This is a genomic window from Streptomyces sp. GESEQ-4, from assembly GCF_017948455.1.
Taxonomy (GTDB): Bacteria; Actinomycetota; Actinomycetes; order Streptomycetales; family Streptomycetaceae; genus Streptomyces.
This window is the reverse complement of the sequence record NZ_JAFFSU010000018.1, coordinates 34,026-49,288: the sequence shown is the minus strand read 5'-3', so window position 1 is coordinate 49,288 and position 15,263 is coordinate 34,026. Positions and strand designations below refer to the sequence as shown.

The window sequence follows — 15,263 nt, the reverse complement described above, 5'->3', positions numbered from 1 at the left end:
AGGGGGACCATGCACACCCGCACAACTGCCGCAGCCTCAGCCCTGCTCCTCGCCTCCCTCGCCGCCTGCCAGAGCAGCAGCGACGAACCAGCCGCCAGCGAAGGCAAGGCCAGTACGTCGAAGCCGTCGTCCGCCGCGAAGACGAGCGCCGAGCCGAGTCCGACTGCGGACACACCGACAGCGGGATGACCACGGTCGCCCCCGTCACCCCCGGCGGGGGCGACCGTCGCACGAGCGCCCAGCCGCCCCCTCAGCACCCCAGGCGACACGAGAGGGCGGGTACGGGCCCGACCGGTACGCGTCTCCCTGCCAGGGCCTCGACGCTTCGAAGGCCCCGCGCCAGCGCGAATCCCCTTGGCAGAGGCGGGCAATCGGACCATCACATACTCAAGGTCGCAACACAGACACATCCCCTCCACACGAGGCGCACACAGCAGGATGATGCCGATCACGCACCAACCGTCCTTGGGGGGACTCATGAGTGACCCACGCCACCGCCCATGCCCGACTTCCTGCCCCCGCCGCCGACGCCGAAGAGGTCCCGCACCAACGCCGTCATCATCGGCTCAGCCGCCGCCGTGATCGCCGCAGTGGTCGGGACCGGCATCATCGTCGTGCAGTCCGGAAACGACGACAGCAAGCCAGCCGCCACCGCCAAGCCGAGCGCCATGGACGAGGACGTCACGGCCGCTGACGCCGACGAACCGACCCCGGAGCCGACGTACGAAGAGATCGGTGTCGACAGCTTCACGATCGAGCTGCGCACCACCGAGCGGCAGTGCTTCGGGTCGGCGGGCTGCAACGTGACGGTCGAGCCGGAACTGACCTACTTGGGCGACAGTGGGGCCATCGACCCGGACGCCGTGTACGAGATCACCTACGAGGTCCGGGGCGACCAGTCAGGCCCGGTCATTGAGACGGCCGAACTGTCGGACCAGACGAGTCTGAACTACACGCCGTCACTGATCAGCACGGCTTCGCCGGGGACGAAGGTGTCGGTGAAGATCACTGACGTGTTGGCGCGAGGGTACTGAGGCGCCGCAGGCCAAGCGTGAAGCGGCCCCGCCCGTTTTCCCGGGCGGGGCCGTCGTCATGCGGTGGGCTACTTCCCGCGCGGCTTACGCGCCCTCCTGAGGCTCACCGGCCCCACTGCCCCAACGAGTCAGTCACAGGCTCCAGAAGACCCGCCAGGACCCCTACGGGTTGCCGGTCCCGGGCCGCACTCTCGACAGCCCTCAACCGCCACGCAACGCTGGAACGCCAGCCACGCGCTCTCTGCGCCACCGGATGTTGCGGATTTTGCGCAGCCACCACAGATTTCACAACCGCCGCGAGCAGCGAGCCGGGATCCGCCGGACTCCACTGCTCGCCACCGAGGTGAACGACAGACAGCTATGCGGGGCGCATCGCACCCACGTTTGATTGAGACCAGAATTGAGACCACGGACAGCCGCTGCGAAATATGGGCGTCGTCGTCCGGCTCCCACAAACGAAAAGCCCAGCTCAGAACTAGTCTGAGCCGGGCTCCAGGAGAGCCGTCTTCGGGATTCGAACCCGAGACCTACGCCGTTACGAGGGCCTGCAAGATCGTGACGAGTGATGCCGAGCGATGCTTGACGGTTCGATTTTGCCTGGTCAGCGACTTACGGCTCAACAGGCAATCCGTCCTGTGGCGGCCCGTGCCGCGTCGTCCGCTCACGCGTGGCGGGCCCGTACTCCGTCATCGCCCAGGAGGCTGTCTTGCCCTATGAGATCACCGTTGCCCATCTGGTCTGTCAGCTCCAGACCTTCGATCCCGACCTGCCCGTGTCCTTCGCCATCAACCCTGACTGGCCCCAGACCCACCACATCGGCCGCATCGTGGAGATCAGCGGATCGAACGGAGCCATCTACATAGCCGAGAACGGCAAAGAGAGCGTGCTGCCGCCCTCCGTCCGCGACCAGTTGGCCTGGTCCGACGTATGACCGGCCGGCCGCCCTCGTACGCAACCCCTCCCGTCGACCGGCTCCCCGCCCCATCTGGTCCTTGGTGACCTGGTCCGTCACCCGAGGCCACGATCCGTACGCGGCTACTTCCTCCGCCACGTGCCTCCGCATCCCGCTCAGCCGGATCCACACGGTATGGGATCCAACGTGAAGCCCGGCCGGCTACGCCCCGGCTCCGTCCTGCTGAGCTGGAAGCCCGGCCTCGCAGACGGAATGGATGTTTCCGCCACCTCGGGCTGACCTCGGCGGAGGTCCTCCTCGCCAACTGGCCTGGCGTACACGGAGAAAGGACCCGCGTCGTGCACCCCACGGTGCACAAGGTCCTCGGCCCTCACGCCGCTCGTCTGTGGCCACCGACCCGCTGCGCCTCACCAGCCACCTGGCGACTCGCTGACATACCAATCGCCGCAAACGCCGAGGGGCTGCCCCAAATTCGGGCAGCTCCTCGTCGCGTTGAGACATCGCACTCCTGTCTCGGACGGCCAAGTGCCTTTTTGCCCTGCGGAAGTCCAGAGCCAAGAGTTGAGCCTGGCGAGCGCTATTGGCTTAGGTCGGCGCCAAGGGTCGTTGAGTCGCCGGGGCTGATGGACAATCCAGCCGCAGAGGACACGATGGGCAGTTCGGTGTCGGGTGCGCTCTGCCCCCGGGGGCGGGGGCCAGAGAATTCGTCCGCTCGTCCGCTCGCACACGAGCGGCGTCGAGCAGCGTCCGCGTGAGGTCGGCCAAGTGCCTGACATCGGTGCTGTCGAGCACGGTCTGATGGAGCTGGTCCCATGCCCCAGTGCTGGACCAGATCCGGAACCGACGATGCGCGGTGGACTTCGACATCCCGAAGCAACTCGGCAGGCGACGCCACGGACACCGGCTGGTCAGCACATAGACAATCGCGGCGAACACGTCCTCATCGGCGACGTTCTGCGTTACGCCGCCCTGAACACGCAAGATCGGCGGAGGCAGCAGGGGCCGGGCGATCTCCCAAAGACCATCCGGAACGATCCATCGCCAGCGGTTCAGTGCCATGTCTGGCCAACAGCCAACCTGCCGAGCGAGACACGGCCTTCGCGCCATGCACGGGTACGGCGTCCGGCACTACCTCCGCCGGTTCGTGAGGCAGTGTTCCCGCTACCGAGCGTCGCAGACGGTCACAGCGCTGCACGGCTTCCGCCTGACAAACCCGCCGGCGCGCTCACGAGCGCGGCTAAGGCTTGCCCCGTAACTGATCTTGGACCTGGTGAGGGCAAGGTCGGCTGAGGTGCCGCCCGTTGGCCTATCCGGCGAGGGCGAGGTTGTGCAGGCGGGCGATGCCGAGGATGGCGTGGCGGACACCGTCGCCTTTGAGTCGGCAATCGCACAGGATCTTCCAGTCCTTCATGCGGGCGAAGGTGTGCTCGACACGGGCCCTGACCTGCTTGCGTGAGCGGTTGTGCTCCTCCTGCCAATCGGGGAGCTCTTGGCTCTTGCGGCGGCGGTGCGGGACGACCAGCCCAGTGCCCTGGTAGCCGCCGTCGGCGATGGCCACCTCGTCCGCTCACGCATCGCTCACCCGCGAGTACCTCGAACTCGCAGGAGGCCGCCATCTTTGGACCCCCGTTGTCCCACGAAATCCCTCGTCTGCGGTTTCATCGAACCCCTACGGCGACGGCTCACCAGCGGAGCCGCCCGGCGGTCCCAGATCGGTCCCGGAAGGCCCGCTCACTGCGGGGCAGATGTGTTGGGCGCAAACGTGCTCAATACGGGCCGTCGAGTCGTCCGTGCGGAGCAGGAGTACGAATTCGCACCCTCCCACCATTCCGTTCTCTTTCACCAGCACTCTCAGGCTGGAGATCTGGGCCGCGCTCGTCGCCCGCTTGAGGACGATCGGCGTGGGGTGACCGGCGATGGAGAAGGTCCTGACCATGGGGGCCTGTCGCATTCCGAGCTGCCATGTTAGCCAGCTGCTGACGACGACGCCGCTACCCCGAAGGATGTCCTTGTCCACCGAGAGTCGGACGCCAAAGACGTTTCCCGCGGGATCGACGGCCATCCTCGCCGGCCGCGCCGGCTCGCTTTCCTCGATCGGGGTAGCCCCTCGCGCGACCAGCTCGATCAAACCGTCCTCTGTGATGCCCACCCTGTCGTCCAGCAGGCATTGGTGCAGGCGCCACGGGGTCACCGGGTAGCGCTCGCCGACCTGCGAGAAGAGAGCGTCCTTGGGTAGTGGCCCCAGTTCGGTCAGCACGGCGACTAGGGCCTCCATGGCGTTCGGGTACGGAGTGACGTTCAGGTGCGGCCATTCGGCCAGCGCCCACTTCCCCTCCAGACGGAGCTGCACGAATCTCTCGTCCCGCCTGAGCGCCTCGGCGACGGAGGGCTTCCGCCTGATCCCAGTCGGCTCCAGCAACTCCTCCGCGCGGCAGGGTTCGCCATGCGCCAGGAGGAAGAGGTAGGCCGCGTCCCTTCCGCGGGCGCGGCGGCGCAGCCAAGTTCCCCCGAAGCCAGGCACCAGAGGGCTATCCGGATGTTCGAGCAGATCCAGCAAGGGGACCTCGTCCGGTACTCCGGCAGCCGCGAAGGTCACCGCTACATCCTCCCCACGCAGCGGTGCCTCCTCCATTCCTCTCCGAAGCAGCGCTTCCAGGGCGCCGGGGCTGCGGGTCCACCAGCCGCGCAGACGACCAGCCCACGTCAATGGGTGCTCCGCCCCGACCGCTTCGACAAGAGACCCCACGCCCATCTGGTCACGTACGCCCAGCACCGCCGCCACCTCTGACTGGGGCACGGCCGAGCGCTCGGTGAGGGTGGTGAGCCGATCACGCCAGTCACCCACGAAGGCGTCGGCGAAGGCGCAGAGATGCTCCTGCGCCTTCAGGAGCAACTGGCGGACCCGTTCGCGGCTCACCTCATACTCCTGCCCGATACTTCCGAGGGTCTTACCGTCGGCACGATCCTCGATCATGCGACGTGACCGGGCAGGAAGCGCACCGAAAGCAGCTTGAAGCCAGTCGTCGTCCCTCGTCATGGCGGAACCCCGTTCAGCCATCGGTGACGTGCGCGCTGATCAGACCAAGCCGCTTCGCGATCCGCTCGTTGGTCGCCTTCTGCTCCGGGGTGATCTTCCGAACGAACGAGTCCACCGTGCAGATGACCCACGGCAGGGCATCGCCGCCGGCCTGCGACGCGATGGCCGCCCACGCGAGATGCTTGAAGTCGCGCATGGGCGCCCAGGCGAAGCGCCGCTCGATCTCCTCGTCGTCCTCGTGGCGAATCGTCACGCAGAGCGGCTTGATGTCGAGCGTCTCAAGGTCGACGTTCCAGCCGTGACCGAGGGCCTTGTCGACGAGAGCGCTGACCGGAGTGGCCGGCTTGACCACGAGCGGAGCCCACTTGCCCACCCCGTAGGTCGCCCGGATGTACTCCTTCATGGGCCTGTCCTTGAGCCACGGCCGGACGTTCTCCGGCTTCCCGATGAACGGGAGGAGCCGTCCTCCCACCTCGGGGTCGGAGGTCCACGCCTGATAGTGACGGGTGCGCTCGGTGTCCGTGAGATAGGTCCAGTTGAGGTCGGCGGCCCGCTTGTAGAGGAGACGCACGACTTCTTCTTCCAGGTCCGAGGGGATCGCGTACTTGGTCATTCGATTCCAGTCGTCAGAGGGAACTGAAGGCGAACCTCGTCCGCCTTGGTCTCAAGGTCCGCAGCGTCCTGGATCCAGTGGTCCATCAGCGACCCGACGGTCTCGTCGCTGAATTGGATACGGGAGGCATGCGGCATTCGTACGCGCAAGTGCTCGCTCTCCTGGGCCTCCAGCGATCGCCGGAGGTCCAAGGTCGCCGCCACCCTGCGGATGTCGGTCACGAAGTCGAGGACCCTCAGGGCCTCCTTGCCAGGGCTGAGTCGGAGTCCGCGCCCGAGTTGCTGGACGAAGATCCGCCGACTGTGTGTGACCCGCAGGAAGGCGATGAGGTTCACGTCCGGGACGTCGACACCCTCGTTGAAGACGTCGACACACGTGATCACCGGCACCCGGCCGAGCCGGAACTCATTCAGCAGTATCTGGCGTCGCTGCCGCGGGAGTTCGCTGTGCAGGAAGGACGCGTTGGCCCACGCCGCGTCGGACGAGGCGAACAACCGGGCCATGTGCTCGGCGTGCTCGATGGTCTGACAGAAGACGATGGCCCTCGGCTCCGTCGTGGTCCGCCACGCCTCACGGAAGTGCTCGATGATCTCCTCGTCGCGCTGCGGCAGGAACAGGGACTTGTTGAGGTCCTTGATCGACTGACCGTGCACACTGGCGTCCCGGACGGCGTTCCAGTCGACGTTGTCGACGTACAGCCGGTAGTCGACGGCGGAGAGGAAGCCAGCGGCCATGCCCTCCGCGATGCCCATCTTGAAGCTTGGGTATCCGAAACGGGAGGTGATGTCGAACTTGTCACCGCGCCAGGGTGTCGCCGTCACGCCGAACTGCTCAGCATCCCCACACAGATCGAGCAATTCCGCAAACCTGCCGGTCTCGGCCACGTGGTGCGTCTCGTCGATCATGATGAGGTCGGGTCGGTAGCCCACGCGTACGACGGCACTGAGAACGGATTCGACCGTTCCGACCACGACTCCGTCGAGGCCGCCGGGGCGGCTTTCTCCCGTGAGCAACCGCGTGGGAACGGACTTGGGGATGTGCCGCCACATCGCCTTCTCGAGCTGGGCGACGAGGTCCTTCATGTGTGCGACGACGAGAATCCTGGCGTTCGGATTGGCCTTGAGGTGACGGCTGATGATCTCCCCGCCCACCACGGTCTTGCCGAGACCCGTCGCGAGGACGAGCAGCGCGGTGCCGTTGGCGTCGAGGTCCCGGACCACCGCGTCCGCCGCCTCGGCCTGGTAAGGGCGCAGGGCGTACTTCGCGGGAACGGTCTCGGGCATGCGGTCCCCGATCGACCTCAGGGTCGCGCCGTGCCAGACGGTGATCGGCACACCGACTCCGTTGAGCGCCACACGGCGGGCCTCCGCCACCGCGTTGATGTCGGTGTTGGTGACCAGGATGGCCTTGTCCGCGCGGTAGCGCGTACGCGCGCGCTCAAGGTCGTCGACTCCGCTCCGGTCGACCTTCCCCCCGGCCTTCCACTTGCACTGGAAGACCCATTGCTCTCGGCCGCGTACCGCCAAGAGATCCGCGCCCTGGTCGCCGGCGCCGTCGATAACACGCACGTCGTTGAAGCCGAGGTACCAGAGGGCCCGTTCGACGGCATGCGTGAGACCCGCTGGCCCTCCCCTCAGCAACTCGTCCGCCGAGAGGAAGACGGCGCTCACTTCTCCTCCGCGAGGTCGTCGGCCAGCAGACGAATACTCAGCCTCGTCCGCAGCAGCTGGTCCGGAAGGCTGGCCCCGGCGTAGGTCGCCTGCGTCGCGATATCGGAGAGGTAGCCGACCGTGCGCGCGAGGCTGAGCCGCCGCGCGGACGCGGAGGCGACACCCTCGTAGACGCCCTGGAAGACGCGGTTGTCCATGAACAGCGACGGCAGCGACTCGACGAGGCGAACCAGGAAAAGGGCGGGCACGTGCAGCAGGAACTCACCGCTCGCACCGAGGTCGGTCGTACGGGTGACCTTGCCGTTGGCGATCATGGTGTGCTCGGTGTAGGTGAGTTCATCGGGCGAGAGAAACTGAAACGCCTTCCCCGGTTCGCCGGCGCGGTCCAGCTCGGACGCCATGCGGCGACGGACCTCGGCCAGCAGTTCCTTGGCCTCGGCACTGATCATCTCGGCGTCCAGAGCGCTGGCGGGCAGCGATTCCGCCCGGATCGCCGCGATGAGCTCCGAGTGGCTCCACTCCGAACTCGTCTGCACCCTGAGCAGCACGGCGATCTCCGCGAGCAGCAGATCCGCCGGGTCCGCTCCGAACCTCTGGAAGATCGGATGATCGAGGTCGAGGAACGCCACGAGGGCGTTGCCGCCGCGCTGGTCCAGCAGGACGGGAGTGGGGTGGAGGTTCTCGTCGGTCAGGCTTCCCACCGTGAGCCGACGCGCCTCGACCTCGACGAAGCCGACGCGCGGGTGGCCGAAGGAGCGACTCAAGCCCGGGTAGGTGGTCGAGTTCTCGGTGTAGCGCGTGACGCGTTCCTGCCGCGTCTCCTTACGCTTCTCCGGGGTCGGCGCGGCCGGAGCGGACTCGCCGTCCTTCGGGGACTGTGCCTGGGCACCGGGCTTCGTCTCGTTCGGACCAGTCGCGGGGGAATTCGGACTGCCGATTTCCGCGCCGTCGAAACCAAGCGCCTCCATCACGGCCGCCTCGTCGGGCTTTCCCGGGGTGGCGGCGGCCGCCTTCGCGTTCTTGCCCCTGCTCTTGGTCGCCTCGTGGTCCTCGACCGCCTGCCACCAGCGCTCATCGGTCTGGTAGTCGGGGTTGCCCCGGTGGAACTCATGTCCCCACCGACGGGTGTCGTCGTGGATCGGCTTGCGGCCGTCTCCCGGGACCAGGTACCGCAAACCGGCGTCGTTGCGACGGTATCCCTTGAAAAGGAGCGCGAGCGGGCTGGTGTTCTCCTCGTACTCAAGGTTCGCCGCGCGCTGGGGCAGCAGCGGCGCGACCCCCCTCACGATCTCGACCGCCGAGCGCCAGCTGCGGTCGCCGTACTCGAAGGCGTCCTTCTGGTACGTGACCGGGACGTGGTCGAGGTGGATTTCCCCGATGATGCGGCCGCCCTGGTGGGCGAGGTCCACCGGATACTCCGGCTCCTCGTTGCCCACCGCTCCGTCAGGGTTGCGCCAGGTGAACAGCTGCTTGTCCCAGCGGAGGATTTTGCGGCCGTTGCGCAGGAAGTCGATCCCGTAATCGTGCTTGTGCATGTAACGCTGGATGCCGAGCCACCCGTGCACCCGGCGCTCACGAACGGTGAGCCGATCGCTCCCGCAGTCCTCGCAGGCGTCGCGATCAGTGAGCTGCCACTGTCCGCAGTCACCACAGGCGAGACCGTTCTCCAGCTTCTGGTCGATCTCGATGTAGGCGGGAATGCGCTCCTTGTTGTTGTAGAGGACCGAGCGGTCGTCTCCCCAACGGCAGTGCCGGACAGGCTTCACCTGGAAGCCGCCAACCCACAGCTCGAAGGGACGGTTCAGGAACATCCAGGAGTAGACCTGTCCCAGGATGTTGCGCAGGGCCGAGCCGTTCTTCTGCAGCCACCGAGCGCGCGTGGGATGCAGGCGGCTGATAACGATACGCGTGCCGTGCTCGTTGGGATCGACCTTCGGCTCCGTGATGTCCTCGGCCTCGAAGTCGTCTCCGATGCGGTCCAGGTCGATCTCCACACCGATCCACTCGGTGTCGCCCTGGCGTGTGGTCAGGACGCGCGTACGCTTGCCGAGCCGCGCCGTCGAGACGTTGAACCCCATGCCGAAGAGGCCGAGTTTGTCGTGCATGTCGTTGCCCGACCAGCCGGCCCGTACGGCCCGCTCCAGCCGGTCGTACGTCATGCCGCGACCGGTGTCGGTGATCACGAGCTGTCCCTGCGTGGAGTCGGGGAGCTCGACGCTGACGCGATACCCGCCCGCCCAGGGGGTCCCGGATCGATGGATCTCCGTGAAGTCGTCGAAGGCGTTGTCGATCAGCTCCGCGATGCACTGCCACTCGTCGAACTCGATCTCACCGAGCATGCGCAGCACACGCGCGGAAGGAGTGATCTTCATAGGTGGACCCCCTACCTGTCCTCGTCTCGCGTGGGCACGCCGAAGGAAGCCCTGCCGCGGGCAGCGCTTCGGCGCGCGGCTCGGGTAGAGCCGTACGCGTGATGAAGAGGGTAGAGGGCACCACTGACAGTCGGCGGTAAGTTCCCTGCCACTCCGTCCACTTGAGGGGTCTACGGCACGTTGCGGGATCCGGCCGCCAACCGTCGCAACCGCAAGGTCCCCCGACGATCCGCAGCGTCGGTGGCAGACGCCGGCGGTCCTTGGGAGACTCCTCCCGTGATCCGTGAACCCGCCGAGGTATCCGTAGAGCCCGATGGGCACGTCGAACTACCGTTGGGGCTGTTGGCCGAGGCTGGCGTCAACGTTGGGGACGACCTGCTCGCGTTCAGCGACGGCGACGGGCGTATCGTCCTGCGCCGGGCCTCCGACGCCATCGATGATCTTCTGAATCACGGAGCGTTGTGATCATCCCGTGCCGCAAAGTCGCGAACGGCCGCGGCGACCCGGCCCGCCGCTTGCACGGGATCTTCGTGCTCCCAAATTCTGATGGCGTGCCATCCCGCCTCCGCCAAGAACTGGTCGGTCTGGGCGTCCCTGGCCCGGTTTCCGTCGATCTTGGCACGCCAGAAGTCACTGTTCGTGCGTGCTGGTCGGCAGTGATCGGGGCACCCGTGCCAGAAGCACCCGTCCACGAAGACGGCGACACGGGCGCGGGTGAAGACGAGGTCGGCGGTTCGCCGCACCCCGGGAAGCGGCCGCACCGACACTCGGTAGCGCAGACCCTCACGGTGCAGCAGTGAGCGGATACGGAGTTCCGGTGCCGTGTCGCGGCCTCGGTTACCGCGCATCGTTGACCGCGTGGCAGGGGACGACGCCCACGACCCTTCCGGGAGAGGACGCTCTCCAACCAATCCCCGGTCCTTGGCGATCCGCCATGCCTGTTCGAGATTCGCCGCACGCGTCAGGTGCTCCACTTCCCCGACATACAGGGCGGGCGAACGCCCGTCCTCCGACCAGCGGAGATAGGCCCTGATCCGACGAGTCCTGGGCAGCAATTTCAGCGTGATCGAGGCCAGCGCGTAGTCGCCGTCCTTACGCTTGACATAGCGGCCCTCCCGACCACCCGCGGCACGATCCTGCTCGGCGACGATCGCCTTCCTGGTCCGTCCCTGCCGTCCCCGCCAGGCCCTCTCCGGCGGCGGCTTGTCCTTCCACCCCACTTGCCGGGATTCGGCGGCGTCGTTCACGAGCGCCGTTCCGCGTCGTCGAGGGCTTTCGCGACGGCGCTGGTGAACACCTCGCCCAGCTTCACGGGAACCGCGTTGCCCAGCTGCCTCATGCGTTCACCACGCGGGCCCGCCATGCTCCAGTCATCGCCGAATGTCATGACCCGGGCAGTCTCGCGCACGGTCATGTACCGGTGCTCGGGGCGCAACTGACCGGTCTTCTCGTCACGCACCAAGTTGTCGAGCTGCATGACCGACTCGCCACCGGGCACACCGTGCACTCCGGCCTTGACGGTCTTGGCCGGCCGGTCAAGTTCGTTGGGCGTGTGCCCATCGTAGATCCTGGCTCCGGGCCACCCGATGTGGTCGGGGAATCCGCCCTGTTCCGTCGTCTTGTCCAACATGCCGGTGTTGATCTCGGGGAGCCCCATTACCGCGTCTCGAAGGGTGAGCCATGGCTGGAGCTCCTCATCACCGCTCTCGAACGACAGCTGCTCATTCGCGTAGCGCGAGGTCACCAGATCGATGACGCGCTTCGGAATCTTGGCGCCCGCCTGCTTGTGGCGGTCCCAGTAGGAGCCTTCGAGGATCGTCCGCGCGAGGGCCGCATGGGAGTGGGTGCGCGCGACAGCGCGCTTGACCAGATCCGGGTCCACGCCTAGGTCAGCGCGGAACGCCAGGAGGATCACCCGGTTGCGGATCTGCGGCACCCCGTAGTCGGCGGCGTTCACGGCGTGTTGCGTGACCTCGTAGGTCTCCGCCGGATCGGTGTCCTTCGCGTCGAGCCGCTCCTGCAACGCGTGGTCGTGCTTCTGCCACGTGGCGCCCTTTCGGCGCTTCACGAACGGCAGGGACAGCTCGCGCTTGATGTACTCGAAGTAGGGATTGAAGGACGGACGAAGGAGCCCGCGGACGTTCTCACAGATGACAGCCTTGGGACGGATCTCACGAACCGCCCGGAACATCTCCGGGAACATGTTCCGCTCGTCCTCGTCACCCTTCGCGACTCCACCAAGGCTGAACGGCTGGCATGGTGGCCCGCCGGCCAGCAGGTCAACATCTCGATCCCTGAGGAAGCTCATGTCCAACCCTCGGACGTCGCCGGTGACCAGGGGAGGGTACTGGGGCCGCTCAACGGCGCCTGCGGCTTCGAAGCCCTCCGCGCGTTGCTGATCGATCTGGTCCAGCCATTTGGCCAGCACATCGGAATCGACGTCCGCCGGAAACGCCTCGAAGCGATTGCCCTCAAGCGTCTCGCACGCCCTCTTCGCGAACTCGTTCAGCAGCAGGTGCCGGAAGCCGGTGTTCGTGCTGGCTTGGACCAATCCGCCCCCGCCCGCGAAGAGCTCCACCGACGTCCGTTGCATTTTCCACTCCTAGCAGTTCAGCGCAGCCAGAACCATACCGCGGAGTAGGTGCTGATTGCGACCCATGCGCCACAGAAACTTGTGTGATGTCGTACGCTCCACAGCGGCAGAACCACGAAGAGGGCGACGGGGACCATGACGGCGACAGCAGGGGACCCGGAGGAGTCGACATTCCACCGAAGCTTCACCCTCAGCATCACGAAGGCACTCGGCGATCAGCTCGCGGCGGATCTCGCCAAACTGACCAGGGCCCCCTTGAGCGACGTGAGCATCAATCAGCTGCTGCAGCGTCCCGGTGTCTACCAGCTCCACCTGCACGACGATTTCGTCTACGTGGGGAAGGCCGAGAAGTCCCTGCCGGCGCGACTTCGACAGCACCTCAAGAAGATCTCGGGCCGGCGTGGAATCACGCCGAACGACATGAGCTTCTCCTGTCTGTACGTGGCGGAGGACTTCTCGGCCCTGGCGCCGGAGCAGCTGCTCATCAACCACCACAAGGACCTGGGCGAGATCCCGTGGAACAACAACGGCTTCGGCAATAGGGACCCTGGCCGCCAGCGGGACCACACCGCTCTCAAGCCCACCCACTTCGACGCCCTATATCCGATCGATCTCGACCGGCCGGTCGAGGGCCTCGTGGCAGGCGAGACAAACCTGCTCGACCTGTTGAAGTCGCTCAAGACGACGCTTCCGTACAACATCCGGTACGCGAAGTCGGGAGACTTGGAGAGCACAAAGCTCGTCATCACGGATGTAGATCTCTCAACCGACGCTCTCTTCAAGAGCATTTCGGCAGCGGCTTCTGGCGATTGGCAGATCACAGCGCTAGGGGGCTACGTCGTCATGTACGAGGACAACCCCACGGAGTACGCGAGCGCCTCGCGGTATTACCGGGGCGGACAGATAGTCCATGGAGTTCCACGCTTCGCTACCGAAGATGAGGGAGCGGGGGACGACGATTCGTCCACCCCGACCGGATCCTGAACATGCTTAGCAACCCCCGTCACCGGGCCTACGGCGACGGCGCGGACTCGTCGGCCTCTCTGAGATCGACTCGCGGGCCTTGAGGAGGGGGTTGGTGAGGGTTTCGAAGAACATCAGTTGGGTCTCCGGGCGGATGGCCGCGGCGATCGCCGACCGATCGGTGGCGTCGCGCGTAGCCGGACATACCGCAGGCTCAGCCCGGGCAGAGAGCAGGCATGGGTGATCGCATCGAGGAGTGGGCGACGCAGATCGCGAAGGCGGAACTGCGCAGCACGCTGCCGCGACGGTGGGCGCATACGCAGGGCGTGGCTGAACGCGCAGTCGAAGTAGGTCGGGTTCTCGGTCAAAACGCCGGCTTGCTCGTCGCCGCCGCCACTCTTCATGACGTCGGGTACGCGCCGCGGCTGGCCATCACGGGGTTCCATCCGCTGGACGGAGGCCGGTTCCTCCGTGACGAGCACGGGGCCGACGAGCGCCTCACGCGGTTGGTCGCGAACCACTCCTTCGCACTCCTGGAGGCGAGGAGCGCGGGCTGCGGGATGAGCTGGCGGCGGAGTTCCCGTTGTTGGAGGAACCGCTGTTGGTGGACGCCCTCGTGTACTGCGACATGACGACGACGCCCGACGGCGGCCGGACCACAGCGCCAGAACGGGTCGCGGAGATCGTCGGCCGCTATGGCGCGGACAGTACGGTCGGGCGGTTCATCCGGCGGGCGGCGCCGGAGATCTTCTCCTCCGTCGAGCGGATCGAAGCCGCCCTGGCAGCTCACCCAAGGTAGGGGTAAGCGCCGGCGAGGTAGTCGCCGATCTGCTGGCGCATGCTGGCGTGGACGTCGTACTGGTCGAGGTCGGCGGGCTGGACGAAGCGGACGCCGTCGGCCTCGTCGTTGATCGTGGGTGCTCCGCCGACAGGGCGGCCGATGTAGGTGTTCTCGTACTGCTGGCGGATCTCGCCGTCGGTGTACGCCACGATGTGGTTGGGATTGGTGTAGACGCCGAGGAAGCCGGTGATCTCGGCGACGATCCCGGTCTCCTCCAGGCACTCGCGCACCGCGCACTCGGCCGCGGTCTCGCCGATGTCCTGGGCTCCGCCGGGGAGCGCCCACTGGCCGGTGTCGCGGCGGCGCTGTAGGAGGATGGCGCCGGTCTCGTCGACGACGAGAAGGTTGCTGGCCGGGATGAGGGTGTTCGCCTTCGGGGCGGTGGGATCGTTGTAGTACTCAGTCCTGCCCATGTTCGGCGGTCCTCTCCTGGTCGGGTGCCCAAGGCCGCGCGGCGGCCCAGACGGCGTCGAAGCTCTGAGCGTAGTTGTCGAACCACCCTGTGCCGTCTGCCCTCTTGAGGTGAAGGAGGGGGTTGGCGCTGGCCGGTTGTCCCCAGATGTGGGGGTTGACAAGCAGGTTGTCGTCGTAGCGGAACATGGACGTGTACAGCGTGGTGTTGTGGAGTCGTACGGCACACCCGGCCTCGCCCAGCAGCGGACGGTAGTACGTCAGTGAGGCGCGGATCTTGGCGGCGAGGGTGTCGCCGATTCCCTCCTCGCTGCCCCGGATGGCGGCTGCCTGCCCGTCCGGGTCGCCGAAGCACAGGCGCACCCGCACTCCCTCGGCGGCGCGTTCGGAGAGCATCTTGGCGACATGGGGGTTGGACTGGGCGAAGAAGGTACCGGAGAACACGAGGACGCCGATCTCGTGCCGAGCCTCTCGCAGCAGCGCGAGCCAGACGTCCCGGGGCACGCTGGCCCGGTTCTGGTAGGTGCCGACCAGCTCGGTGCCTAACCCGTCCCGCGGCCGGCCGGGGCGCTTGGATGGCTCAGGCCAGAGGAAGGTCTCCTCCACGCGCAGGTGTAGCGCGACGCGGAAGCGGTGCCGGGCATGGGGAATCCGCCCGCCCAGCCACCGGCTCACCGTTTTGGGATCTACCTCGCAGACCTCGGCAAGAGACTCAGGCGAAACGCCACGTTGGCCGAGCACAGTGCGCAGTCGGTCGTTCACAGGAGCTATCGAATCGGCGCAACGCATGATCGCGCAAGGACGTTTTGGGACGCG

Annotated in this window: 14 protein-coding genes, 1 tRNA gene and 2 pseudogenes; 6 read left to right on the top strand and 11 right to left on the bottom strand. The window is 66.7% G+C overall.

What is annotated here, in order from left to right; genetic code table 11:
• The first annotated feature begins 9 nt into the window (after positions 1-9).
• Both KCH48_RS29395 and KCH48_RS29390 read left to right on the top strand, forming a co-directional pair.
• Positions 10-189, top strand: coding sequence for a hypothetical protein (locus tag KCH48_RS29395; protein WP_210577931.1), 180 nt, complete (start codon positions 10-12; stop codon positions 187-189).
• Positions 190-500: 311 nt separating this feature from the next.
• Positions 501-1,034 carry a hypothetical protein gene (locus KCH48_RS29390; protein WP_210577930.1) on the top strand — a complete coding sequence of 178 codons (534 nt, stop codon included), beginning with the start codon at positions 501-503 and terminating at the stop codon, positions 1,032-1,034.
• 497 nt (positions 1,035-1,531) lie between these two features.
• Here KCH48_RS29390 and KCH48_RS29385 read toward each other — a convergent pair.
• Positions 1,532-1,652, bottom strand: a tRNA-OTHER gene (locus KCH48_RS29385).
• An 88-nt stretch (positions 1,653-1,740) separates the two neighbouring features.
• Here KCH48_RS29385 and KCH48_RS29380 point away from each other — a divergent pair.
• Positions 1,741-1,965, top strand: coding sequence for a hypothetical protein (locus tag KCH48_RS29380; protein ID WP_210577929.1), 225 nt, complete (start codon positions 1,741-1,743; stop codon positions 1,963-1,965).
• Positions 1,966-2,532: 567 nt separating this feature from the next.
• On the opposite strand, the gene KCH48_RS43500 is transcribed toward KCH48_RS29380, so the two are convergent.
• The 6 genes and pseudogenes from KCH48_RS43500 to KCH48_RS29350 form a co-directional block, all read right to left on the bottom strand.
• On the bottom strand, positions 2,533-3,006 hold the full coding sequence (locus tag KCH48_RS43500) for a transposase (RefSeq protein WP_210577928.1): 474 nt from the start codon (positions 3,004-3,006) through the stop codon (positions 2,533-2,535).
• Between the two features lie 247 nt (positions 3,007-3,253).
• Positions 3,254-3,505: pseudogene (locus KCH48_RS29370) on the bottom strand (transposase family protein); the annotation flags it as partial.
• A gap of 111 nt (positions 3,506-3,616) precedes the next feature.
• On the bottom strand, positions 3,617-4,984 hold the full coding sequence (locus KCH48_RS29365) for a sigma factor-like helix-turn-helix DNA-binding protein (RefSeq protein ID WP_210577927.1): 1,368 nt from the start codon (positions 4,982-4,984) through the stop codon (positions 3,617-3,619).
• Between the two features lie 13 nt (positions 4,985-4,997).
• Positions 4,998-5,597, bottom strand: a complete 600-nt coding sequence (locus KCH48_RS29360) for a hypothetical protein (protein ID WP_210577926.1) — start codon at positions 5,595-5,597, stop codon at positions 4,998-5,000.
• On the bottom strand, positions 5,594-7,267 hold the full coding sequence (locus KCH48_RS29355; RefSeq protein ID WP_210577925.1) for a DEAD/DEAH box helicase family protein: 1,674 nt from the start codon (positions 7,265-7,267) through the stop codon (positions 5,594-5,596). The genes KCH48_RS29360 and KCH48_RS29355 overlap by 4 nt, the downstream gene beginning before the upstream one ends.
• Complete coding sequence (locus KCH48_RS29350; RefSeq protein WP_210577924.1) at positions 7,264-9,639, bottom strand: ATP-binding protein; 2,376 nt, start codon at positions 9,637-9,639, stop codon at positions 7,264-7,266. Before KCH48_RS29350 ends, KCH48_RS29355 begins: the two co-directional genes overlap by 4 nt.
• Before the next feature lie 276 nt (positions 9,640-9,915).
• Between KCH48_RS29350 and KCH48_RS29345 the strand changes: the two genes are divergently transcribed.
• On the top strand, positions 9,916-10,104 hold the full coding sequence (locus tag KCH48_RS29345; protein ID WP_210577923.1) for a hypothetical protein: 189 nt from the start codon (positions 9,916-9,918) through the stop codon (positions 10,102-10,104).
• Here the strand turns inward: KCH48_RS29345 and KCH48_RS43255 are convergent.
• Both KCH48_RS43255 and KCH48_RS29335 read right to left on the bottom strand, forming a co-directional pair.
• Positions 10,089-10,886 (bottom strand): very short patch repair endonuclease, encoded by a 798-nt coding sequence (locus tag KCH48_RS43255; RefSeq protein WP_210577922.1) that lies wholly within the window; start codon positions 10,884-10,886, stop codon positions 10,089-10,091. The genes KCH48_RS29345 and KCH48_RS43255 overlap by 16 nt on opposite strands.
• Positions 10,883-12,232 (bottom strand): DNA cytosine methyltransferase, encoded by a 1,350-nt coding sequence (locus KCH48_RS29335; protein WP_210577921.1) that lies wholly within the window; start codon positions 12,230-12,232, stop codon positions 10,883-10,885. The genes KCH48_RS43255 and KCH48_RS29335 overlap by 4 nt, the downstream gene beginning before the upstream one ends.
• A gap of 135 nt (positions 12,233-12,367) precedes the next feature.
• Between KCH48_RS29335 and KCH48_RS29330 the strand changes: the two genes are divergently transcribed.
• Positions 12,368-13,216 (top strand): GIY-YIG nuclease family protein, encoded by an 849-nt coding sequence (locus tag KCH48_RS29330; protein WP_210577920.1) that lies wholly within the window; start codon positions 12,368-12,370, stop codon positions 13,214-13,216.
• Between the two features lie 215 nt (positions 13,217-13,431).
• Positions 13,432-13,994: pseudogene (locus KCH48_RS29325) on the top strand (HD domain-containing protein).
• Here the strand turns inward: KCH48_RS29325 and KCH48_RS29320 are convergent.
• Positions 13,982-14,449: an NUDIX hydrolase gene (locus KCH48_RS29320; protein WP_210577919.1), complete on the bottom strand. Its 468-nt coding sequence runs from the start codon at positions 14,447-14,449 to the stop codon at positions 13,982-13,984. The pseudogene KCH48_RS29325 and the gene KCH48_RS29320 sit on opposite strands and share 13 nt — an antisense overlap.
• Positions 14,436-15,209 carry an XRE family transcriptional regulator gene (locus KCH48_RS29315; RefSeq protein ID WP_210577918.1) on the bottom strand — a complete coding sequence of 258 codons (774 nt, stop codon included), beginning with the start codon at positions 15,207-15,209 and terminating at the stop codon, positions 14,436-14,438. The genes KCH48_RS29320 and KCH48_RS29315 overlap by 14 nt, the downstream gene beginning before the upstream one ends.
• Between the last annotated feature and the right edge of the window lie 54 nt (positions 15,210-15,263).